Annotated in this window: 17 protein-coding genes; 2 read left to right on the top strand and 15 right to left on the bottom strand. The window is 37.2% G+C overall.

Features of this window, described 5'->3' with window-relative positions; genetic code table 11:
• Nucleotides 1-19: 19 nt before the first annotated feature.
• The 14 genes from Q1B07_RS12750 to Q1B07_RS12685 form a co-directional block, all read right to left on the bottom strand.
• A complete protein-coding gene (locus tag Q1B07_RS12750) occupies nucleotides 20-1,306 on the bottom strand; it encodes an ABC transporter substrate-binding protein (protein ID WP_299090478.1) in 1,287 nt (428 codons plus the stop codon).
• Between the two features lie 106 nt (nucleotides 1,307-1,412).
• Nucleotides 1,413-2,240 carry a carbohydrate ABC transporter permease gene (locus tag Q1B07_RS12745; RefSeq protein WP_299090480.1) on the bottom strand — a complete coding sequence of 276 codons (828 nt, stop codon included), beginning with the start codon at nucleotides 2,238-2,240 and terminating at the stop codon, nucleotides 1,413-1,415.
• The gene (locus Q1B07_RS12740) at nucleotides 2,240-3,130 is read right to left on the bottom strand and encodes a carbohydrate ABC transporter permease (RefSeq protein ID WP_299090522.1); all 891 of its coding nucleotides are present in this window, start codon (nucleotides 3,128-3,130) and stop codon (nucleotides 2,240-2,242) included. The genes Q1B07_RS12745 and Q1B07_RS12740 overlap by 1 nt, the downstream gene beginning before the upstream one ends.
• Nucleotides 3,131-3,547: 417 nt before the next feature.
• Complete coding sequence (locus tag Q1B07_RS12735) at nucleotides 3,548-4,156, bottom strand: AAA family ATPase (RefSeq protein ID WP_299090483.1); 609 nt, start codon at nucleotides 4,154-4,156, stop codon at nucleotides 3,548-3,550.
• Between the two features lie 98 nt (nucleotides 4,157-4,254).
• Nucleotides 4,255-5,121, bottom strand: a complete 867-nt coding sequence (locus Q1B07_RS12730; protein WP_299090487.1) for a class II fructose-bisphosphate aldolase — start codon at nucleotides 5,119-5,121, stop codon at nucleotides 4,255-4,257.
• Nucleotides 5,122-5,163: 42 nt separating this feature from the next.
• A complete protein-coding gene (locus Q1B07_RS12725) occupies nucleotides 5,164-5,562 on the bottom strand; it encodes a tetratricopeptide repeat protein (RefSeq protein ID WP_299090490.1) in 399 nt (132 codons plus the stop codon).
• Between the two features lie 27 nt (nucleotides 5,563-5,589).
• Nucleotides 5,590-6,879, bottom strand: coding sequence for a PTS sugar transporter subunit IIC (locus Q1B07_RS12720; RefSeq protein WP_299090493.1), 1,290 nt, complete (start codon nucleotides 6,877-6,879; stop codon nucleotides 5,590-5,592).
• Nucleotides 6,880-6,916: 37 nt separating this feature from the next.
• Nucleotides 6,917-7,225 (bottom strand): PTS sugar transporter subunit IIB, encoded by a 309-nt coding sequence (locus Q1B07_RS12715; protein WP_299090496.1) that lies wholly within the window; start codon nucleotides 7,223-7,225, stop codon nucleotides 6,917-6,919.
• Between the two features lie 67 nt (nucleotides 7,226-7,292).
• Nucleotides 7,293-9,401, bottom strand: coding sequence for a PTS sugar transporter subunit IIA (locus Q1B07_RS12710; protein WP_299832869.1), 2,109 nt, complete (start codon nucleotides 9,399-9,401; stop codon nucleotides 7,293-7,295).
• A 290-nt stretch (nucleotides 9,402-9,691) separates the two neighbouring features.
• Nucleotides 9,692-10,486, bottom strand: coding sequence for a Nif3-like dinuclear metal center hexameric protein (locus tag Q1B07_RS12705; protein ID WP_299090499.1), 795 nt, complete (start codon nucleotides 10,484-10,486; stop codon nucleotides 9,692-9,694).
• Between the two features lie 35 nt (nucleotides 10,487-10,521).
• Nucleotides 10,522-11,217 (bottom strand): DUF624 domain-containing protein, encoded by a 696-nt coding sequence (locus Q1B07_RS12700; RefSeq protein WP_299090501.1) that lies wholly within the window; start codon nucleotides 11,215-11,217, stop codon nucleotides 10,522-10,524.
• A gap of 79 nt (nucleotides 11,218-11,296) precedes the next feature.
• Complete coding sequence (locus Q1B07_RS12695; protein ID WP_299090505.1) at nucleotides 11,297-12,928, bottom strand: extracellular solute-binding protein; 1,632 nt, start codon at nucleotides 12,926-12,928, stop codon at nucleotides 11,297-11,299.
• A 115-nt stretch (nucleotides 12,929-13,043) separates the two neighbouring features.
• On the bottom strand, nucleotides 13,044-13,913 hold the full coding sequence (locus Q1B07_RS12690; protein ID WP_299090508.1) for a carbohydrate ABC transporter permease: 870 nt from the start codon (nucleotides 13,911-13,913) through the stop codon (nucleotides 13,044-13,046).
• A gap of 12 nt (nucleotides 13,914-13,925) precedes the next feature.
• Complete coding sequence (locus Q1B07_RS12685) at nucleotides 13,926-14,894, bottom strand: sugar ABC transporter permease (RefSeq protein WP_299090511.1); 969 nt, start codon at nucleotides 14,892-14,894, stop codon at nucleotides 13,926-13,928.
• A gap of 475 nt (nucleotides 14,895-15,369) precedes the next feature.
• Here Q1B07_RS12685 and Q1B07_RS12680 point away from each other — a divergent pair, with 475 nt between their 5' ends.
• On the top strand, nucleotides 15,370-18,783 hold the full coding sequence (locus Q1B07_RS12680) for a glycoside hydrolase family 2 TIM barrel-domain containing protein (RefSeq protein ID WP_299090514.1): 3,414 nt from the start codon (nucleotides 15,370-15,372) through the stop codon (nucleotides 18,781-18,783).
• Nucleotides 18,784-19,009: 226 nt separating this feature from the next.
• Here Q1B07_RS12680 and Q1B07_RS12675 read toward each other — a convergent pair whose 3' ends face one another.
• Nucleotides 19,010-19,963: a ribose-phosphate diphosphokinase gene (locus Q1B07_RS12675; protein WP_299090516.1), complete on the bottom strand. Its 954-nt coding sequence runs from the start codon at nucleotides 19,961-19,963 to the stop codon at nucleotides 19,010-19,012.
• Between the two features lie 364 nt (nucleotides 19,964-20,327).
• Here Q1B07_RS12675 and Q1B07_RS12670 point away from each other — a divergent pair, with 364 nt between their 5' ends.
• Nucleotides 20,328-22,937 carry a family 43 glycosylhydrolase gene (locus Q1B07_RS12670; RefSeq protein WP_299090518.1) on the top strand — a complete coding sequence of 870 codons (2,610 nt, stop codon included), beginning with the start codon at nucleotides 20,328-20,330 and terminating at the stop codon, nucleotides 22,935-22,937.
• Nucleotides 22,938-23,486: the final 549 nt, after the last annotated feature.

Below are 23,486 nucleotides of genomic sequence, written 5' to 3'. Positions count from 1 at the left end.
ATGCTTCCCAACATTCACTTTACTTCATATTATCCCAAGTTGTTTGGAATTTTTCTAATGCTGTTTCATAATCGATTTTACCTGCTGCATATTCTTGAATCGTTGCTGCAAACTCTTTATTTGCACCATCCGGCCATTGGAACCAAGTCCAAGGAATTGTTTTTTCCGCTTTTGAATAGTCAAGGATGGATTGACCTAAATCACCTAATCCAGATGCTTCAATATTATCAAATGCTGGGATAAAGGCAAATTCTTCTGTGATATAGCGTTTACCAGTTTCAGAAGAGACCATCCAATTTAAGAATGTTTTTGCTTCTTCAAGGTGCTCAGAGTTTTTATTAATAACCCAGTTATTAGGTACACCTACAGGTAAAACATCTGCATTCGCATCATCATTAAGCGGAATCGGCAAGAGTCCCATATTGATTTCAGGATTGATTTCATAAATCATATTTTCTGTCCAGTTACCTTGTTGCAGCATCGCTGTTTCACCGGAAGCAAATAGGGTTACTTGTGTATTGTAATCTGTTGTTAATGGGTTTCCGTTCGCATATTTAACTTCCATATCAATGATATCTTTGAATTGCTTAAATTGCTCATTTCCAACAAATGAAGCGGAACCGTCATACAAACCTTTAATAAATGCTTGTGGATCATTCTGCTGTGCAAATGGGATATTTAATAAATGCTGTCCAATAACCCACCATTCGCCATAACCTGCGGAGAATGCTTTAATTCCTGCAGCATCAAGCTTTTTCACAGCGTCTTTTAACTCAGAAAGAGTTTTAGGTGTCTCAGTAATGCCTGCTTTTTTAAATAAATCCTTGTTATAAACAAATCCATATCCTTCAAGATTCACTGGCATTCCATATAACTTGCCATCTTCATCTGTCATTGGAACTTTACCAATCGGGAGGACATGCTCAGCCCATGGCTCATTTGATAAATCAGCTAAGTGCTCCTTCCAAAGATCAAGCTCTTTAAATCCGCCATTGTTAAAAATGTCCGGCTCTTCACCTGAGGCAAATTTAGCCTTTAACGCTGCACCATAATCCGCTCCACCGCCAACACTTTCAAGCTTTACTTTAATGTTTGGGTGTTCCTTTTCAAATTCATCGATCATTGCTTGAAGCTGATCTGCGATCTCTACTTTAAATTGGAATAAGTTTAGTGTAACAACCTCTCCATCACCTGAACTAGAATCTGCATTTCCGCTTGTGTTTTCCTGTGTTTTATTTGATGCACATCCTGCCAAAACCCCTAATACTAACAGCATTGACATACATAATAGAAAGAACTTCTTCATTACGTATTGACCTCCTTAGTCTCTATGCTTTTTTTCTATTTTTATATAAACGGGATTGTCTCATTTGTATTGAAACAGCCCCATTTTATATCCCTTTTGATGACTCCTATTTAATCGAACCTGCTGCAATCCCTTTAATAATATGCTTTTGCAAGAACAAGAAGAAGACAATGATTGGCGCAATTCCCAACACCAATGCGGCCAAGCCCATATCCCATTGTTTTGTGTACTGAGCAAAGAACGAGCTCGTTGCTAACGGAATCGTTCGTAATCCTGCATCCTGCAGCACAAGCAACGGAAGTAAGTAGTCATTCCAAATCCATAGCGTATTTAAAATAATGACGGTTACAGTAATCGGTTTCAATAATGGGAAGACAATTCTCCAAAATACGCCAAACTGGCTGCAGCCGTCAACTCTAGCAGACTCTTCAATTTCCTGCGGGATTGTTTTTATAAACCCGTGGAATAAGAAGAGTGATAACGAAACGCCAAATCCAAAGTACATAATGATGATTCCCGGTATACTGTTCATAATTCCAAGCATTCCGCCAAGCTTCATAAGTGGAATCATAACAGTTTGGAATGGAATAACCATTGCTGATACGAAAAGGATAAATAAGAATTTGCTTGTTTTTCCTGGTGTTCGAACCATTTTCCAAGCGGCCATTGAACTGATCACTACAATTCCCGCAATACTAAAAATCGTTATGATCAAAGAATTAAGGAATGCTTCTTGGAAACTAATAATCTCCCAAACCTTGGCATAGTTACTAAACAAGATTTCCTTAGGCAATGCTGCTGCATCAATTAAGATTTCCGAAAACCCTTTTACTGAATTGATGATCACAAAGTAAAACGGTACAAGGAAAAGTAAAGCAAGAATGATCGCAAAAATCTCAAGGAGGAAGGTGCCAGCCGAATAGTTCTTTTTCATTATGCTTCAACCTCCTTCTTCTTCGTAAACATAACTTGGCATGTTGTAAATACCGCGACAATGATAAAGAATAGAATGGATTTTGCTGTACCTAATCCATATCGATTGTTCATAAATGCTTCTTGATAAATATTGATCGCTACCGATTCTGTTGAATTAAATGGCCCGCCGCCTGTTAAAGAAAGGTTCAGGTCAAATATTTTAAATGCCATTGAAATTGTTAAGAAGAAGCAAATGGTGAAAGCCGGTAAAATTAATGGAATAATGATTTTCCTTAAAACAGACCAGTTTGATGCTCCATCCATTTTTGCCGCTTCAAGCAACGAGGTATCTACACCCTGCAAGGCTGCAATATAAATGACCATCATGTAACCGCTTGTTTGCCATGCAAACACAATGACAATTCCCCAAAATGCAGTTGCTTCATCACCCAGCCATGGCAGCTTAAAGAATCCTATGTCCGTTAAATTCCCTATTGATGCAAAGCCTTTTACAAAAATGAACTGCCAAATAAATCCTAGTAAAAGTCCGCCGATTACATTTGGAATAAAAAAGACTGTCCGTAAAATATTTTTCGTTTTTAATGCTGCATTTAACATTAATGCCAGCCCAAAACCAATCACATTACTGATGATAACTGCTGCCAGCATAAATTTTGTCGTGAATAGAAATGAGTTAAAAAACTTAGGATCATCGGTAAAGATCGTCATATAGTTTTCTAAGCCAACCCACTCTACTACCGAGCTAACACCATTCCATGATGTAAACGAGTAATAAACCCCCATAAAAAACGGAATAATTTGCACGAATAGAAAAAATAATAGCGCTGGTCCTACGAAAGCTGCATAAGACAAGATCTTATTAAGCTTCACCTTTCGTTTTGCTTGCATTTCTACATTTACATAATGTTCCTTTGGATCTAGTTCACTTGTATTTACTTTTGTACCCACTGTATTGACACCACCCAACAACTAATTTGCAAGCGCTTTCCTATATCTAATTATATGGCCCATCAGCAAATGTTTGGATCAACTGTGTTGACTAAAAAGGTGCACATTTTTGACCTTTGACTTTCTTTTAAACAAACAAGCAATGATTCACCAGATTAGAAAAACTTGGCTTGTCGCCAAGTCCTAATGGCGAAAGCCTTAGTTTTTCTTATACTATCATCCATAAAATTTATATACTTTATGATAGTACAAAAAATACACCCCAAACTAATGTCGAGGCGTACAGTTTTATCATCTCTGAACTTAGTAATAACAAACCAAAATAATCACAGCGAAGATCAAGCACAGTGTGATCTTTTAATGATTAAACTCCTTTTGTATATCTTCCAACAACTTAGAATAATTCACTTTTGTATAATCCGTTACATCCACTTCATATAATTTCCCTAATTCAAACATGTCATATCCTCTTGTTGTACATCTATTTATAAATTCTTCATAGGTTAGTAAATTATCTGCATTGCTTCTATTAGCTAAATGATCCCCTTTTTTGTAAGAAGTTACAATATGACTCAAATGCCTTGTTGGATCTAAATCTCGTTTCATTTGTCGTTCAAACAACACATCTAAATCTGCAATTAATCGAATAGTAACAACCTCATAACCATATTTTTCTACTAATTGCTGAATATATGGTTTTTGTTTCTGACTAAAAGGATAATCAGACATAATATTGCTGCCTTCTTGCATTTGCTGTTCCATTATTTCATAGTACTTCGCCCATGCTATCTTTTCTACATCTTTCTTTTCATCTAAATTACGATATCCATACATATCACAATAATATTCCTTCAAGTCATCCTGAGAAAGCTTATAAAATGACCCTAATTTATTCTGGATGATATTACCTAAGTATGTCTTTCCAGTACCAGGAAATCCCGCTAATAAGATTAAGACTTTAACCATCCTACCACCTCATAAACTAACGAATAAAGAAAGAGTACAAGGAATTCCCCATACTCTTTTTATCAACCCTTATGAAAACGACTAATGCACTTTTGTACTTATTTCACTAAAATAGTACGGTCTTCCTTATTCATGAAGATATCAATTTTATGTTTAACAATTTCTTTTACTGCTTGATTACATGGGATAATGTTATGTCGTAATGATTTCGTTACTTTTGTTTCTCCGAATGTTTCTTTTGCTGTTTTTGTCCATGCTACTAACAACTCTGTACCTACATTAAATTTGCGAATCCCATTATTAATTAATTCATGGATATCGGTTTCCTTAACACCTGTACCTCCATGAATAACTAAAGGTACATCTACTACGGCATTAATTTCTTTTAATAGTGGTAAATTTATTTCTGTTTTAGATTTATATTGACCATGATTTGTACCGATTGCAATTGCTAAAGCATCTACTCCTGTTGCTTTAACAAACTCTGCTGCATCTTTCGGATCCGTGTAAACCTTATCATTCTCATCTACATGAATCCCTTCTTCTGTACCGCCAATAGTTCCTAGTTCTCCCTCTACTGAAACTCCATATTTGTGTGCATATTCTACTACTGCACTTGTTTTCATAATGTTTTCTTTGAATGGTAAATGAGAACCATCATACATCACTGATGTATATCCTTTATCAATTGCCTCTTTAATATCATCAAAGTTTCTTGCATGGTCCAAATGCAATACCACATCAACCATTTCCTTTGTAGCCATAGATTTACATACAGCAACCAAATTTTCATGACCAATATATTTCGCAGTATCTACACTTGTTTGAATAATAATTGGTGCTCCTTGCTCTTTTGCTGCACGTATCATATCCGGTAACATCTCTAAATTATGTGCATTAAATGAACCTACTGTATAATTCAATTCTTCCGCTCTAAGTGTTACTTCTTTTAATGTTGTATACATAATTAACTAATCTCCCTTTATAGTAATCTTTTCATTTATTTCTTACCGCAAGCCACGCGTAACCTCTTTTGAAACTTGCATCAACCCATCCATTTTCTTTAGATATTTCTGTAATGATTCATCATCATTCATTTTTGCAGCCTCTGCACGTTTCTTGTTATAAAGCTTTAATAAAGTTTTGTAACCATTGCCTAATGTTTTTTTGATCTGAATACTCTTTTCTAATGATTCAATCGCATTTTCATCGTCACCAAGCTCATGAAATGCTAAGCCAAGATCTTCATAAATTTTTGCTTGTTCCTCTCCAGTCACTTGATTTATCTCTTCTTTTTTAAAGGAGATGGTACGTAATAATACTTCTTTTCGTTCTTCTGTTAACACTACTTCTTCTGCTACTTCTTTTTTCGGCTCTTTATTTTTCTTCTTACCAAATCCAAACATCACTTGAACCTCCTTATTTCCCACATCCTAGAAAGCTTTTAAAAGTGGACCAATAAGCCATGCATATAATAATGCAGCCGTTACTGTATCTACATCTGTTGCTGTTGCATTGACAAATCCCATAGTGTTGAAAGTCGTTACTAACAATGCCGGTAATAATGTAATGAAGAAACCATGTGCAATACCGCCAATAATCGCTCCGCGAATACCACCTGTTAAGTTACCAAAGATACCGGCAGTCCCACCCGCGAAGAAAGCTGTCAGCATACCTGGCAGGATCATTGCCAGCCCCAAGACAGGTAAGACAAACATAGCAATAATTGAACCTATAGTCGTTGTGATAAACCCTACAATGACGGCATTAGGACTGTACGGGAATAGAACTGGACAATCTAATGCAGGCTTTGCATTTGGGACCAAACGCATCGCAATCCCTCTAAATGCCGGAACAATTTCACCTAGTAATAAGCGAACCCCTGCTAGTAATACATACACTCCAACTACGAATTGGATAGATTGTAAGAATGCAAACATTAAATAGTTAGTATCCCCTGATAATGTAGAAGCGAACTCTTCACCTGCAAACGCTGCTGTAATAATAAAAAGCGGAGTCATGACCACCATCAAAGATAGATAGGTATCTTGTAAAAATTCAAATTGAGCTGGTAATTTCAAATCTTCAACAGATTTTTTCTTTTCACCTTTTCCGCCGACTAGTTTCGCTACACCTGCTTCAAACACATACCCGACCGTACAAAAATGTCCTAATGCAATATCATCCATACCAGTAATCTTACGAACAAATGGTTGTGCAATCGCAGGCATTGCTACCGCAAAGATACCACCAATGAAACCGCCTACTAAAATCAATGCAATACCCCGTAACCCTGCAAAGTAACCAAAAACGGTTGTCATCGTCGCCATCCAAAGAATAGCTTGACCTGTTAAAAAGATATATTTCCATCTAGTAAACCGGGCAATTAAAATATTAAAAACAAAGATCGCTAAGAAAGTTAGTGCAATATCACGCCCCAGTCCCAACTCATTCATTGCTTGGCCGTTAATCGCTTCAATCGAAGGAATAATCCCTTGCATATGGAAACCTTCTGTAAAAATTTCACCGAAATATATTAAACTGCCAACAATTATGCTGGACCCTGCTGACAACACCATGAATCCCAGCATCGTCTTTAAAGACCCAGAAATAACTTGCCCTGCCGATTTTTTTTGTAAAATCAACCCCAACATGGCAATCAATGCAATTGTCACTGCTGCTTGAGTCAAAATATTCTCGATTATGAAGTTTACGATACTCATTTTTTAACCCCCTTCTCTTGCTAGCTCTTCTTTATTTTTAAGCTAAAACTCCCTTTTCTTTTAATACCGGGGTGATTTTTTCTTCAATCTCTGGTTTCGATACAATATTTCTCAAATAAACAATTGTCGTTTGTTTAGGATCAACTGTGAACTTTTCAAATTGGGATTGAAAATTCTGTGCCGTAATAATAATATCGGGCTTTACTGAAACGGCAGACGAGATATCACTATGATCAAGCTTGGCATTGACACCTAATTTGCTCAACACATCTTCAGCAGCCATTTGACAAGCAAAACTGCTTCCTAAACCTGCTCCGCATACAAATAAGATATTTAACTTTTTCATTCCACTCTCTCCTTTTTCATTTTTGGATGATCTATTTAATTAATTGCTATTAAATCCGTCACTTTCTTCACTCCATCACTTTACTTCCATATAACACCTGTTTAAATGTGCTTAAATCTTGTGCTGTGATTAACTGGTCTAATTTTTCTTCATCATTTATTAACTCAATCAGATTTTTCATTACATTTAGATGTGAGTAAGAATCCACTGCTGCAAGACAAAAAACGATTTTCACAGGATCATTATCAGGATTTCCGAAATTCACCGGTTCCTTTAACGTCATGACACTAACACCTAGCTTATTTACTCCATCCTCCGGTCTTGCGTGTGCTAACGCTAAATGCTTCCCTACTACTATATAAGCCCCATATTCTTCAACAGACTTAATCATGGCGTTGATATAACGCTCTTCAATGACCTCTTCTGTTACCAATAGCTGAGCAGTTTTTGTGATCGCCTCCTTCCAGTCGTTACATTCTTGCTTTAGTAGAATGTTGGAATCTCTCAAAATATCCTGCAACATCGGCTGTATCTCCCTTGTATTGATTTTTAAATGATGTTCTTTAAAGGTTTCTTCCACTTTTTGATAACTTTCCTGTGTTACCTTACCGCCACTTTCTACAATTAGCTTTAGAATATCCTGCATCAGCTTTGTGGCATCCAACTTATTTGATATGGTCCTTCTCCTATCCTTATTTTTGTGTAAAAAATCTTTTATTTCCTTTTTATCACTTTCTCTTAAAATCGGATTAAGCAATAATACAGGTTTTCTATGATAATCAATTGATATTGTTGTAAAAACCAAATCAACATCCAACTTGTCAATAAAGGCTATTTCATACGAACTCAAAACCGCTACAATCTCGATATTGAATTGCTCTTTCAAATTGGCAGCCAACAACTTGCCAGTTGAAATCCCATGATTACAAAGGACAACTGCCTGATAGACATGCTGTTCTTTCTGCTTAATTTGACTTGCAGAGGTCGAAAAATAAACGGTCAAAAACCCAATCTCATCATCTGATAATGGTTTCTTAATGTAATCTTCTATTTGCTTTTTAAAGCAAGTTACTGCCTGATAGATCTCGACATAAGACTCTTTAATAGTGTCTTTTAACGGATTAAATACGTGTAAATCGTTCTTCGCCCTGCTTAATAACCCTGTGATATGCTTATACAAACCTTCATATAAATCTTCGTCTCTCTGGGAAAATGGAATTCTTGTAACTTTTTCTACATGTTCGATTAATTGAATAGCTAATAATTGTGCGGTAACCCAATCAAATGAATTATTCATATCTTTTGGATTAAATGATTCGATTGTAAAAGTCGTATAATTTAATTCATTTATTGTTGGATATAAGCCAAACTCCATACAGATGGAATCGACAAAATTTCTAACAGGACCTTCTCTTATCTCGGCCTTAACCTTGGCTAATTCACTAAGGGTATTTCCTTCTTGCAGCCTCCTTACCCATATCCCTAAAAAAAGAATGCTCTGATTTCGATAGACATGATTAATCTCTACTTTGGACTTTTCCATAACATTGTCATAATGTTCACCTATAATCCTCAATACACTTGCATCCAAATAGTCCAAAACAAGTTGATCTGCAAAGGTATTCACTGCATCTATATCTCGGTATCCCATTAGATAATCAATATCTGTCATACTATTAATGACGTCGTACAACATTGAGCGTATCGTACGTTCATTTCCTTTTAATACAATACCTTGCTTCGTTAAACTCACTACAGAAATTCCATATTTGTTTAAAAACTGACGAAGTTTCCTCATATCCTCATCCAATGTACTTTTCGACACCTGCAGTTTTTCTTCCATTTCAAAAAGCAGTGTCGTTTTTGTGGTATCGGAAATATCTAAAAGCAAGGCAAGAAAACGTTCATTTGGCCTATAATAATCTGATTCTCTGTCATCATCCACTTTAGACAGGAGCTTGTCGCGATCCACCTCAGAAAGTTCTAACTTTAACCCTTTTCCTCTGACCGAGGTAATGGACGGATAATTATTTTCAGCAAGATATTGATTAATCAGGGTCAATTCGTTACGAAAAGTACGCTCACTAATATTGAACTCTTTACTTAAATCCTCACAAGTCAAAAAGGTATTTACTGATAAAAACCTGTTAAGTACTCGTTGAGTCCGTTCTTTCATCTTAGTAACCCCTTTCATGATTAGATTATAAGTCGAACGATTCAAATAGTTTAGTGTATCTTTTTGCAACTTCAATTTGCAATAAAGTAAGCGCTAACAAATAAATTGTTTCTTATCGTTATCGTTCGCAACGAAATAAAATAAAAACTGCTGAACTACATCTTATAAGATAGTGCAGCGTTTATCGTAGATTATTTTCAAAAATACAAAAAAAAGACCTAGCCTAATCGCTAGATCGTCAAATAAATGATTTATGATGCTTTTGATTGGTCGCCTGCAAATATCTCTAGTCATAAAAATTGGATAGGATGCTTATCGGGAATAAAGTGAACAGGCAGGCTTGGAAATAAGGATTTCATTCTTTCTGCAAGAAGCATCATTCCTGGTTCCTCACTAGCGGCATGCCCAATAAGAATAGCTGCCTTTTTTCTGTTTTGATCATACGCATCCCGAATGTATTCAGGAGTCTCCCACTCAGGACCCTCACCGTAAATAACCAAATCAAGATGTTCTTGCTCAATTAATGGTATGGTCAGGTTCCCTCCCCCTCTGTATCCTGCTAACAATCCGATTCGAGTGCAGCTTAATGACAAATCGCCAATTACACGGACAAACGGAATTCCAAGTTTTCCTTTTATATACTCAGCAATTTCTTTAACGGTCATTGAAGGTATGACCAAGATCGTAGATGTTGGATGATTTTTTTCAATTGATGCATTCCAATCTAATGCTTGAACAAGACCCTCCATCATGCCGTCTGGCTGGTATTTATGCACATAATCGTGAAACCGGTAAATCGCAATACCCGATTGCTCAATAAGCCTTCTTTTTTCCATATATACCGGATCATCCTTCAAATGCTCAACATTTTCATGATGACTGTAAAAGATCCCTTCATGACTAATGATTAAATTTGCTTCCAAATCAATTGCATGCTGTAGAACATCGTGTGAAGCCACGAATGTAACGATGATTCCTTTCACTTCTGTGGAGGGATTCCCAAATAACAGCTTATCAACGGTTGTTTCAAGCTTTTCAACAGGTTCAGTTAGTTTATCCAGCACATCTTGAATCAAGATGGTCATGCCGCTCAACTCCCTAACAGATGTACTTTCCTTTGCTAATTTTCGGAGCCTTTCTTTAAAAAATTCCTTTCTATGTCCTCGAGCATTTCTTTCATATTCAGCATCATCAGGAAGGCAATGATACTTGCTGTAAAGACAATGAAAAAATCAGTCGTCATAACTGTTAGAAAAGCGACGATAAATAGGATCAGCAAATTCCCAATCGTTTGTTTAAATTTCATAAAGCTATAATAGACGGACAGCTTAAAAACATCTCTGACCCTGAACTTATAACGGGAATTTATGATAAGAATGTTTAAGCAAAGCATCGTCCATACGATTGTAAGTATGAAAATAACAATGGATAAGATTTGACTTGTTTCAGATGCTGACTGGCGGAGATATTGTAAGTCTACTAATAAGATGAAGTAGACAATGAGTATTGGCAGCCACACAGAAAAAGTATCTTTGATGTTTTTTCGATAACCATAGAAAAAATCACGTGTCGGAGATAGTTCTTTTGTTCGTACAAGCTTCTCCATCGAATAACAAAGGGCTGCAAGCGCTGGCCCCGTTGGGATTAACGCTAAAAAGTAAACAATAATATTAGAGAAAGAGGGTTTTAATGTCATAAAGAAAAAGATAAACAGGCTATTTGTTAAGATGAAATAAAGATTGGTTACTAGCAGCCAATAAATATAGTTTGTCGCAATAAATAGGATCCCTTGACCAAATTCCTTTCTTTCTTCCATGATCATTCCCCCTCTTTTCCTTACTAGTAAAATCAGGCTGTCCCTTCACTCTCGAAGGGACAACCCTATCTGTTCATGCTTACTTAGACTTTTTATATTCTTGGTACGTTTTATTCGCAATATCCAAATATTGCTGTAATCCTTGACCTTCTAATTCTTTTACAAAAGCGTCAAATTCGCTTAAATCACGCTCACCTAAGATGAACTTAAGTGTATTTTGATCTGTGTAATCTTTTAGCGGTGTGCTTAATAGTGTAACCTGTTCACGATCTTCGATTGAATATGGAATTGGCGGTTCAGCTGGAATCGTTGTTTTTGTTTTTGCCATATCCTCTTGGAATTTGATTTCTTCTTCACTAAACATGGAGTGTAAAAGCTCAGTTGTACCACCGTAAGCAAATACACCGCCGGAGAATCCAAAGTCAACACGTAAATCCTTCGTACCAGCCGGGTTTAAACCATTGTAATTGATATCGTCTACTAATTTTCTTACACCATCAGTTTTTGTGAACGTTTCTCCTTCAACACCCCATTTTGCAAATTCTTGCCCTTCATCACTGTAATATAGCCAGTCAATAAATTGCAAGATCGCTTCGAAGTTCTCACTTTCTTTAGCCTTTGCAGAGATCATTACGCCATTTTCTAATCGAGAACCTGACATAAGCTGACCTGCAGGACCGCCTGGAACGGTAATTTTAGAAATCGAGTAATTTCCTTTACCTAAGTTTTTATCCATATCCGCTCTGTGTAAAACAACTGTTTGTGAATTACCGTTAATAATAAACGATTTACCAGTAACAAATTTTTGAATCGCTTGATCATCTTCTTGTGTGAAGCTTTCTTTATCTAATAGGCCATCCTCTACTAACTTATTAAAATAAGTTAACATGTCTTTATATTCATTCGTTGTAGCTGCATAGACAAATTCATCTTTTGATTCATCATATGTTAAACCATTTCCAAATCCCCAACCAGCTTTTGTACCAAATCCAGTAGCAGCAATATTAAGTGTACTAAGGAAAGTGAATCGATCGGAGAACGGTATAACATCTGGATATAATTCTTTTAATTTTTTCATCGCTACATATAACTCATCCCATGTTTTTGGAATCGCTATATTATGCTTTTCAAAAATATCAGTACGGACAATTAGGGTATAATCTGGCCAAACCTCTTCGTGTAAACCTGGAAGCAAATAGAATTTACCATCATTTTGACGTAAGCCCTCTAATTCATCTTCTAGCTTCCATTTTTCCACTTTATCTTTAAAATGCGGCATTTTATCAATATAATCACTAATTGGCAGAATAGCTCCGGAAGAAACAAAAGCTGATTCTTCCCCAGGGTAGGTTTTCGGGATGATTAACGGAGCGTCACCTGAACTAATTAATAAACTTCTTTTTTGTGCATAGTCACTCATTGGTACTATCGTAGGTTTTAGTGTAACATTAGTGATCTCCTTGATTTTGTCCCATAGTAACCAATCTTTTTTATATGGATAAGTTGGTTGATCCATATATAGAATAGGTAATTCAAAAGCTTCCTCAGCTTTAAAGGTATCCCCTACACCATATGATTTCATTGCACTTTTAGATGGCTTAATTTCGGTGCTTTCACTCCCAGTTTCGTTGCTGGAACAGCCTGCAATAACCATAACAAATACAACTAATAAAGTAAAAACAGACATCAACCTTTTAGAAGCATGTTTCATTTCTCTTCCTCCCCTTTGTATCTATTATTTATTAGAAAAGCGTTAGCTCTATTTCAGTTTCTATCAACGAAAAACACTATACGCTTATCTTCCTGTGTATCATTTACCCCTGACTTTACTTAACAGATCCCAGCATGACACCGGATACAAAATATTTTTGAACAAACGGATATACGGTTAAAATCGGTAAAATCGTAAGCACCATCGTAACCGATTTTATGTTGGATGAAATTTGGGTTAAGTTATCTGCAGATGTTGCGCCTGCTGAGGTGCCCCCTGTCACACCGGCAATCAAGTTTCTAAGATAAATGGTCACTGGAAATAACTCTTTTTGATCGAGATATAGGAAGGCTGGAAACCATGAATTCCAGTGTCCTACTGCATAGAAAAGGACCATTGTGGCAAGAACTGCCTTACTGAGCGGCAAGATGATTTTCAATAGAATGCCATACGTATTCAAACCATCGATCGATGCGGCTTCTTCCAGCTCCTCAGGCATATTTTCAAAGAAGGATTTCATGATGAGCATGTTGTAGATGCTGATTGCACCTGGAATTACGATGGCCCACATTGTATTATCAAACCCTAAGCTATTAATCAATACATAGTTTGGAATCAATCCGCCATTAAAGAACATGGTAAAGACAGCGAACAGTGTTAAAAATCTGCGGCCAACCAATCGTTTTTTTGATAAGGCATAAGCAAAGATCGTTGTTAAAAACATGGAAATGACTGTTCCTACAACTGTATAAACCACTGTATTTTTATAGTTGATCCAAAACATTTTATCTTCGGCTACTGTTTTATAGGTTTCAATATTAAAACCTTTTGGAAGCAAATTAACCTTGCCGGCATTGATATAGGCTTCACTACTAAAAGATTGGGCAATCACATTCAAAAATGGATAGAGCGTACAGAAGACGATAACAAGTAAGATAATTGTATTGAACACCTTAAAAATCTTATATTGAACAGATTCCTGCATGAAAGCCACCTCCTACCATAGACTTCTTTCTGTTAGCTTCCGCGAAATACCGTTTGCAGTTAAAACCAAGATCAATCCAATAATAGACTCGAATAACCCAATCGCTGTCGCATAACTGAAGTTACTTGATTCAAGACCGACACGATATAAATAAGTAGAAATAACATCTGACGTTTCATAGGTTAATGGATTATACAAAAGCAAGATTTTCTCAAAGCCTACAGCCATAAAGCTGCCGATATTTAAGATTAACAATGTCACAATGGTTGGAAGGATCCCTGGAATGGTGATATGTAGTGTTTGCTTCCAGCGATTCGCCCCATCCATTTTCGCAGCTTCGTAGAGGGATTCATCAATCGTTGTTAGCGCTGCTAAGTATAAAATCGCTCCCCAGCCCATTCCTTGCCAAATCTCTGAGCTAATATAGATGGTTCTAAACCATTCAGCTTGCTGAATAAAGTTAATTTTCTCTCCTGTAAAGAACTCAACAATTGCATTAATCGAACCATTGATTGCGGTCAATTGAAGAATCATTCCGGCAACAATAACAATCGATAAGAAGTGCGGCAAATAAGATGCGGTCTGAACAAATTTCTTGAATTTTTTCGACTTCACTTCATTTAACAATAAAGCAAAGATAATTGGCATTGGAAAGCAAAGCAATAGGGTTAGTCCGCCAATCACGAGGGTATTTGTGAATACCTTCCAGAACGTCGGGTCATTAATAAACATTTTGAAATAGTGAAAGCCGACCCATGCTTCTCCGTAAATATTGCCACCGGGAACAAATCGCCTAAAAGCAATGACATTTCCAATCATTGGACCATATTTAAAAATCACCAAATAAATCATCGGCAAAATCAACAATGAGTAAAGCTGCCAATCCTTGCGTATTAAAGTCGCCATTCTTGCTAGCTTACTTGTCTTCACTTCTTTTAATACTTGAGCATTGCCAGCCTTTTCGATTTTAACTTCCCCCATATTAGCCCCCCTGACTTCATTCATAATAAAATCTTGCATTTTATTTCACCCTGTTAAAACGCTTACATATCAGGGATAAAAACATGTTGTAAAGAGCTGAACACCAGAAAAAATGAACATATTAGTATGGTAGTTTTCTAGCAATAAATATTTACTTTTCCCTTTACATATAGTAGTTTAATAACTAACAGTTGCACATTAGATGTACTAGTATGGTAACTATGTTTATATAATAAACTAAGTTTTCTCTTTATTCAATACATTTCTTTTACTTTTTTTACAGTTATGACACAAAACAGCTGGAATTGTCGAACTTTTGTTAATCAACTCTGCTATTTAAAGAGGTGATACATGAAGAGAAACACCAATGTTCAACGGTTTTTCTAACAATGAAAATACCCTAATAAGTCATCAATGTCAGTCTTCATAGCCTATCTTTCCCAAAATAAACGAGAAGAAAGCGAGTATACAAAATATGAATAAAAAAATCCTTTTTAATGATGGCTGGGAATTTGCTAAAAGCAGTTTAGAAGAGACAGATTACACAGCTTTGACATTTGAAGCTGTGGATATCCCCCATGATTGGCTCATCTATCAAACAACAACTCTTTATGAGAACAGCATTGGCTGGTATCGTAAGCGCTTTATCCGCTCTGAAGCAGCTAAGGAAAATCTCTTGTGTTTTGATGGAGTTTATATGGATTCCTCCCTATATGTAAACGGCAAATTTATTGGCGAATGGAAATACGGCTATTCCTCATTTGAACATGACATCACAGATGCACTTGTTGAAGGGGAAAATGAAATACTAGTAAAAGTCGTGTTTCAAAGCCCTAATAGCCGATGGTACTCAGGTGCAGGCATTTATCGGAATGTCTGGTTAAAAACTCGGGACAAAAATCATATTGTAACAGATGGGATCTACATTTCAACGACCCAGCAGGATGGCGGGTGGCAGGTAGAGATCGACACCGAAATAAACATCAATGAAGAAGTACAGCTATCACACTCCCTCATGTATAAAGGCCAACTGCTCGGGACTACTGCAGAGAGGGTGATTCCAGGAGATCCCCCCCTTTCTTTTAACCAGCAAAGGCTTTTTATAGAAGACCCTTTGTTATGGAGCACTGATGATCCTGCACTTTATCAATTGATTACAAAGTTGGATATAGTCGATCATAAAGAAATTGAAACGATTACACAAAATATCGGCTTCCGAAAAATTACCCTGGATCCTAGTCAAGGTTTCCTATTGAATGATAAAAAAATGAAATTAAACGGTGTATGTGAGCATCATGACTTAGGCGCCTTAGGAGCTGCATTTAATAAGACAGCCTTAAAAAGAAGATTTGAGATTTTAAAGGATATGGGTGTGAACGCGATCCGTACCGCTCACAATATGCCGGCAAAGGAACTGATGGATTTAGCAGATGAGATGGGGTTTCTTGTCGTTTCCGAAGCATTTGATATGTGGGAACGATCAAAAACACCTTATGATTATGCAAGATTCTTTAAGGATTGGGCCCATCTTGATGTGAAAAGCTGGGTGATGCGTGATCGAAATCATCCAAGCCTGATTATGTGGAGCATTGGAAATGAAATTTATGATACCCATGCAGATGAAAGAGGTCAAGAGATCACTAAACTGCTCATGGACTGTGTACGACAATATGATCCGAAAGGAAATGCGAGCGTTACCATCGGTTCGAACTATATGCCATGGGAGAATGCGCAAAAATGTGCCGATCTTGTAAAGGTTGCCGGCTATAATTATGCAGAAAAATATTATCAAAAGCATCATGAGGAGCATCCTGATTGGATCATTTATGGCAGTGAAACCTCTTCTGTCGTACAAAGCAGGGGCATCTATCATTTCCCATTTGAAAAATCGATCCTGGCAGATGATGACGAGCAATGCTCTGCACTTGGGAATAGTACGACAAGCTGGGGGGCAAAGTCAGCTGAAGCATGTATTCTAGCAGAAAGAGATACCCCTTTCTCTCTCGGCCAATTTCTTTGGACTGGCTTTGACTATATCGGTGAACCGACACCTTATCATACAAAGAACTCTTATTTTGGACAAATTGATACAGCTACCTTTAAGAAGGATTCTTATTACATTTATCAAGCGGCCTGGACAGATTACAAGACAAAGCCAATGGTGCATATTTTTCCTTATTGGGATTTTAATAAAGGGCAAATGATTGATGTTCGCGTATGTTCAAATGCACCAAAAATTGAACTGCAATTGAATGGGAACACAATCGGAACCTTTGATATTGACCATGAACATGGTGAACAGCTTGTTGGCTGGTGGAAGATCCCTTATGAAGAAGGCGAATTAACAGCGATCGCCTATGATGAAAATGGCAGCGTGATCGCAACTGATCGTAAGAGATCCTTTAAAGATGCAAAGAATATTTGTTTGCAGGCAGATAAAGAACAACTAATTGCAAATGGTCAGGATTTACTTTTTGTCGAAATCACGATGAAAGACGAAGCTGGAAATCCTGTCGAAAATGCCAATAACCGGGTACATGTGAATGTGACTGGGGCCGGCCGTCTCATCGGTCTTGATAATGGAGATAGTACCGATTATGACCCATATAAAGGTTTGTCCAGACGATTATTCTCAGGCAAGCTCATGGCGATCATTGGGGCAACCTTAGAACCAGGTAAGATTCAAATCGAAGTATCTTCTAAAGGATTGGAAAACCAAACCGCTGAATTTGAGTCACTTCCAGCAAAGGATTCTATAGAAGGCATTACGGCACATATCGAAAATCAAGATTTACCATGTGTGATGGGAAGCAAGGAAGAAATCCCTCTTCGTAAAATCGAATTGATCAGCGAGACAGGACAACTATTTAATGAAACAACAACCGAGATGTATGTAAGCGCAAAATTACACCCGGAAACGACGTCCTATCAAGAGGTTGAATGGAGTGTCGTCAATGATGCAGGGATTGAGTCCAATATCGCCAAGGTCGAAGCAATTGGTCATAAGGCGAAAATAACGGCACTAGGTGATGGTGAATTTCGACTCCGCTGTACGAGTAAAAACGGCAGCGACAAAACCAAGCTCATCTCCCAGTTAGAATTTCAGGCTGTTGGCCTTGGTACAGCCTACAAGGACCCATACGGATTTATTTCCGCAGGATTGTATGAGTATAGTAAAGGTGAGGTCGGAAATGGGAACGAAAGAGGCGTTGCAACGAGCAGAGATGGCGAAACACAGGTAGGCTTTCGTGATATCGACTTCGGCCCATATGGTTCTGATACGATCACCATTCCAATTTTCGCCTTAACAAATGAAGCGTATTCTTTGCAAATTTGGGAGGGCATGCCTGATGAAGACGGAAGTGAATGTCTGGCAGATGTGATCTATCAAAAGGAATCAAAGTGGAATGTGTATCAGGAAGAAACGTATCGTCTATCAAAAAGGCTGAAAGGAATTACCTCGATCTGTTTTGTCCTTCAGCAGAAGGTTCATATTAAGGGCTTTTCCTTTGAACGAACAAATCGAGCCTTTGCGCAAAATAATGCCGCTGACTGTGACCACATCTATGGGGACACATTTAAGCTGAATGAAAACCGTGTTGAAGGAATAGGAAATAATGTTTCGTTAGAATTGGATGTGCTGGACTTTACAAGTGAGGGTGCTTCAAAGCTTGTGATATATGGCCGATCACCGATTGATAAAAATACCATTCATATCCGCTTTGCTGACCAAGAAGGGGAAACAAATCAATTGATTGAATTTACGTACTCAGAGGAATACGAAGAGCGTGTCTTTGAACTTGATAAAATAACCGGAGTCCAAAAGGTGACGTTCATCTTCCTGCCAGGCAGCAACTTCGATTTTGGCTGGTTCCGGTTTGAGAAGTGAAGTAAGTAGAGTTAACATACAAAAAAGATTGTTTTCGTAAGAATTGTTGTTTTGAAGACAAGAAAGTGTATTCTTATCGGAGACTCTCCGATTATATCGGCGTTTTTTAAATTTTATCGGCGATTTTCCAAATATATCGGCGTTTTCGCTCGCTTGCCATGAACCTACAAAAAAAAGATCAAGCAACCCTTCGTTTCAGGTTTGCTTGATCTTTTTTTAAATGATTTTATTGAACAAGTTCATCAACTGATTGCTTTTCATGTACCCGTTTGATTGCTTCACTGATTAACGGAGCAACAGAAAGTTCAACTAGCTTATCAATTCGCTTTTCTTCAGGAAGTCTAATGGAATCTGTTACAACTAGCTCCTTAATAGTAGAGTTTTTGATGCGCTCAATGGCAGGACCAGATAAAACCGGATGTGTACAGCAAGCATAAACCTCTTTTGCGCCATTTTCGAAAAGAGCATTTGCAGCTAATGTAATCGTTCCTGCTGTATCAATAATATCATCGATAAGAATCGCTGTTTTTCCTTTGATATCCCCGACAATGTTCATCACTTCAACCACATTTGGTCTTGGGCGTCTTTTATCAATGATTGCAATCGGTGCCTTTAGGCGATCAGCCAATTTACGAGCACGTGTTACCCCGCCATGATCTGGAGAAACAATCACGATATCATCAAGCTGCTTATTTTGGAAATAATCCCCTAAGATAGGCACACCTAAAAGATGATCGATTGGAATATCAAAAAATCCTTGAATTTGCGGTGCATGCAGATCCAAAGTGATCACACGGGTTGCACCAGCTCTTTGGATAAGATTTGCCACAAGCTTTGCTGTAATCGGCTCCCTTGCTCTTGCTTTACGATCCTGTCTTGCATAGCCATAATACGGTATAACGAGGTTGATTGTTTTCGCAGAAGCACGCTTTAAGGCATCGATCATAATTAAGAGCTCCATTAAATGTTCGTTTACCGGATCGCTGATCGATTGAACAAGATAGATTTCGCTGCCACGAATACTTTCCTCAATATTAATTTGGATTTCTCCATCACTAAAGCGTGAAACAGAACTCTTCCCTAATTCAACCCCAAGAATTTCACTAATTTTTTTGGATAATTCCGGTTCAGAGTTTAGCGTAAAAAGTTTTAAATTTGAATCTTCATAGTGATTAGGCATAATACAGTGAAAACCTCCATAAGGATTTTATCGATTATCATACTACTAGTTTACACTATAAGCAGAACGTTCAATAGTGACTTCTTGATAAATTAAAGATAAAAATGAAAATATTTTTATCAAATTATTAGATACCATATTTGGTTTCAGATCATTTTTCAAAAATAAAATAATGTTACTTTAGTTATTGACCACTCCAATTATTTACATTATTATTAATATAAATATTAACATATTAATAAATTTATAAACTAGTTGGAGAATTTCAGAAAAAAGGAGGTTTGAAGAAGATTATCCGGACATTTATCTAATTGAACACTCAATATTGAAAGCGTTAACAATAATAAAGAAACGAGGACTAAATATGATCAAACGAATGATCCCTATATTATTAATATTTTTATTAATCATACCAAATCATAGAATCGGTCATGCGATCACTAACAAAGGGAATCCTGTGATTAAAGATAGCTTTAGTGCTGACCCTGCTGCCTTGGTACATAACGGGAAAGTTTACTTATATGTTGGTCATGATGAAGCAGCCACCAACGACAATTTTTTTGTATTGAAGGAATGGAGTATTTATTCTTCTACTGACATGAACAATTGGACACGAGAAGGAACCGTTCCTAGAACGATTTTTGAATGGGCAGACCGTGATTCAGCATGGGCCGGGCAAGTCATAGAAAGAGACGGAAAATTTTATTGGTACACAACTGTCTATAACCCTGATCCGAATGAAAAGGGTTATTCAATTGGTGTAGCGGTTTCCGATGATCCTGTAAAGGGCTGGAAGGATGCGATCGGAGGTCCATTAGTTAGCAACAGTATGACACCTAATCCGGAAAGTATGGGTGAAGAGCCTTGGGATAATATTGATCCAACCGTTTTTATTGATGATGATGGACAAGCCTATTTATACTGGGGAAATACCCATTTATATTATGCAAAATTAAAAGATAATATGGTTGAACTAGACGGAGAGATTCATCAAGTGTCGATTGATGGAATGCAAGGTTCCTACACAGAAGCGCCTTGGCTGCACAAGTATAATGGAAAGTACTATCTCTCCTTTGCTATGAATTGGCCAGAGGAGATTGGCTATGCGATAAGTGACAGCCCGGCTGGACCTTGGACCTTTGCCGGTAAATTAATGGACTCAACAGGAGGGTCTGGAACCAATCACCAATCAATTATTGAATACGCTGGACAATGGTATTTTATTTATCACAATGCTGCCTTGCCTACTGGTGGAGATTATCGACGATCGGTATCGATTGAGGAGCTGAACTATTATCCTGACGGTAAGATCAAGAAGATGAGACCTACCGCTTCAGGTATCAACGATGAACCTCGCTTACTTCAAGTAAAAAACGAAAATGGATATGTCTTTCATTCTAATGATGAAATACGGATCAGCTCGCTCTCTGGAAATCGATATAACTACCAATGGTATCCTGTCCCTGGATTGGCAGACAGTGGAGAAGCGTATATATCATTTCAAGCTGAAAATAAACCAGGATATTATTTAAAAAGAGACGGTTCGACTATTATCCTAGCAAAAAACAATGGAACTCAAAAATTTAAAGAACAAGCCACATTTAAAGTTGTTTCTGGCCTAGCAGATGATGCATTCTCTTCTTTCCAGGCATATAACGCAGAAAACTTATATCTCTTTCAAAAAGAGGATCATACGTTAGGATTATCTGCAACAAACTTGATAGGGGATAAAAATAGCGCAACATTTCAATTAAAAGAAGCAAATGTTAATGGGATTGAGCTTAATATTCATTCAGAAGTCTTAAAGGAAGGTACAGAAACAGTGTTAACAGCAAAGACTCTTCCTGATGATGCATTAATAAAAGATGTCAAATTTTTCTCATCAAACCCAGATGTCCTTTCTGTATCAGGCTCGCCGTACATTACACCTGAAGGGGAAGTTAACGTGATGTTGAGCGCCCATTCTAAAGGACAGGCCACATTAACAGCGATTACGGAAGATGGACATTTTTCTTCAAGCGTTAACCTTGAGGTAATCGAAAATAAGAAGAAGCCCCAAAAGATGAAAGACGTAAACGTAACGTTTAACCCTTCTACCAAAGAAATACTTATAGAAGGACAATTAAAAAATAAAGAAGGAAGATTAGTAGCTGCAAGAATCGTAGATCCAAGCGGAAATTCTGATTATATCAAACAGACCCTGACTGGGGAAAAAGGCCAATTTACCTTCAATTATAAATCTACTAATGTTCACAGTGGTGAATATCATGTAGAAATTTATAGTGCAGATCCGCTTGCAGCATTTCAGACAAGCTTTACCATGTCACCTCAAGTAACGGCCCATTATGAATTTGATAATAACCTTCATAACCGGACGGGTACCTTTGGTTCAGGAACCGTAACAGGTAATCGAATCAATAATGAAGGCGGTAATATTACCCACAGTGATGGCATACTAGGTGAAGCAGCATTATTTAATGGTGAATCAGGTATTAAGCTGCCTAACGGGTTGATTAAAAGTCACACGTACAGCGTCTCTTTATGGCTTAACCCTGAAGAACTTACACAATTTACAACAACATTCTTTGGTGCTAGAGATATGAATAACTGGGTCAGCCTTGTCCCGAAAGGACCAGGAGCCGGAAATACAATGGTCTGGTCAGGAACGAAATGGTATGATGCTGATACAGGTGTGGCGATTCAACCGAATCAATGGACACATCTCGCTTTTGTCGTAGACAACGGAAATATAAACGTATATATGAATGGAGAAGAAACGTTCTCTGGTACTGGCTTCCCGGATGTTTTCACTTCTGCAAGCTCCGTCTTTGGCTTAGGTGTAAACTATTGGGATACCCCTTACAAAGGATTAATGGATGATTTAAAAATCTATGACAATACGGTTCTTTCAGAAGAAGAGATAAAGAATGAATATAACAACGGTATACATTCTTTGATAGGAGATCCTTCTTAAAAGACTGGAAAATGAATATACAGACCCTATAATTAGAGGAATAAACTGAGTTCGAAGTGATAGCTTAGGCTATCACTTCTACTTTCAGTTCCTTCTCATCTACTTTTATCCTTTAATCCGCCACCCTTAAACATATAAGAGATTGATATTATACTATTTATCCGAACATTAATCTAATGGCTTTCCCATAATCTGCTAAAGCACCTGCATTAGAGGTCAAAGGGTTCCATTTTGAGACGCATATTCAAAAAATCTGTTTAAATGACGGTTTTATTGGCTTAGAAATTGGCAAGGTAAATGTTATAAACTCGTCAGTCTTTGACGAGTATGTACTTAAACTAAGTGACAGTTTACTTGAATAAGAAGTAAAGCTTCCTATATACAGATTTAACTTAAATTGCTGGATAGGTTACACTTAGCTGGACAAAAAAATTAAGGGCTAGCAGACTGATAGAGAAATAAGTATATCAACCCTTAGAACGGGAAAGAGTGATACTAGTAACTTTATATGGAGGGGTGGGTATGCTAGCCTGCTAGGCAAGCCAGCGA

Origin of the sequence: uncultured Metabacillus sp., assembly GCF_947503125.1 — a bacterium.
Taxonomy (GTDB): Bacteria; Bacillota; Bacilli; order Bacillales; family Bacillaceae; genus Metabacillus.
The sequence above is the reverse complement of the archived record's forward strand: the minus strand, read 5'-3'. Positions and strand labels throughout refer to the sequence as shown.

Excerpts from the sequence above, each read along its gene's own strand:
- Q1B07_RS12745 (WP_299090480.1), bottom strand. The coding sequence starts at position 2,240 with ATGAAAAAGAACTATTCGGCTGGCACCTTCCTCCTTGAGATTTTTGCG.
- Q1B07_RS12695 (WP_299090505.1), bottom strand. The coding sequence starts at position 12,928 with ATGAAACATGCTTCTAAAAGGTTGATGTCTGTTTTTACTTTATTAGTT.
- Q1B07_RS12700 (WP_299090501.1), bottom strand. The coding sequence starts at position 11,217 with ATGGAAGAAAGAAAGGAATTTGGTCAAGGGATCCTATTTATTGCGACA.
- Q1B07_RS12670 (WP_299090518.1), top strand. The coding sequence starts at position 20,328 with ATGATCAAACGAATGATCCCTATATTATTAATATTTTTATTAATCATA.
- Q1B07_RS12680 (WP_299090514.1), top strand. The coding sequence starts at position 15,370 with ATGAATAAAAAAATCCTTTTTAATGATGGCTGGGAATTTGCTAAAAGC.
- Q1B07_RS12750 (WP_299090478.1), bottom strand. The coding sequence starts at position 1,306 with ATGAAGAAGTTCTTTCTATTATGTATGTCAATGCTGTTAGTATTAGGG.
- Q1B07_RS12725 (WP_299090490.1), bottom strand. The coding sequence starts at position 5,562 with ATGTTTGGATTTGGTAAGAAGAAAAATAAAGAGCCGAAAAAAGAAGTA.
- Q1B07_RS12710 (WP_299832869.1), bottom strand. The coding sequence starts at position 9,401 with ATGAAAGAACGGACTCAACGAGTACTTAACAGGTTTTTATCAGTAAAT.
- Q1B07_RS12715 (WP_299090496.1), bottom strand. The coding sequence starts at position 7,225 with ATGAAAAAGTTAAATATCTTATTTGTATGCGGAGCAGGTTTAGGAAGC.
- Q1B07_RS12675 (WP_299090516.1), bottom strand. The coding sequence starts at position 19,963 with ATGCCTAATCACTATGAAGATTCAAATTTAAAACTTTTTACGCTAAAC.
- Q1B07_RS12740 (WP_299090522.1), bottom strand. The coding sequence starts at position 3,130 with ATGCAAGCAAAACGAAAGGTGAAGCTTAATAAGATCTTGTCTTATGCA.
- Q1B07_RS12690 (WP_299090508.1), bottom strand. The coding sequence starts at position 13,913 with ATGCAGGAATCTGTTCAATATAAGATTTTTAAGGTGTTCAATACAATT.
- Q1B07_RS12685 (WP_299090511.1), bottom strand. The coding sequence starts at position 14,894 with ATGGGGGAAGTTAAAATCGAAAAGGCTGGCAATGCTCAAGTATTAAAA.
- Q1B07_RS12705 (WP_299090499.1), bottom strand. The coding sequence starts at position 10,486 with ATGACCATCTTGATTCAAGATGTGCTGGATAAACTAACTGAACCTGTT.
- Q1B07_RS12730 (WP_299090487.1), bottom strand. The coding sequence starts at position 5,121 with ATGTATACAACATTAAAAGAAGTAACACTTAGAGCGGAAGAATTGAAT.
- Q1B07_RS12720 (WP_299090493.1), bottom strand. The coding sequence starts at position 6,879 with ATGAGTATCGTAAACTTCATAATCGAGAATATTTTGACTCAAGCAGCA.
- Q1B07_RS12735 (WP_299090483.1), bottom strand. The coding sequence starts at position 4,156 with ATGGTTAAAGTCTTAATCTTATTAGCGGGATTTCCTGGTACTGGAAAG.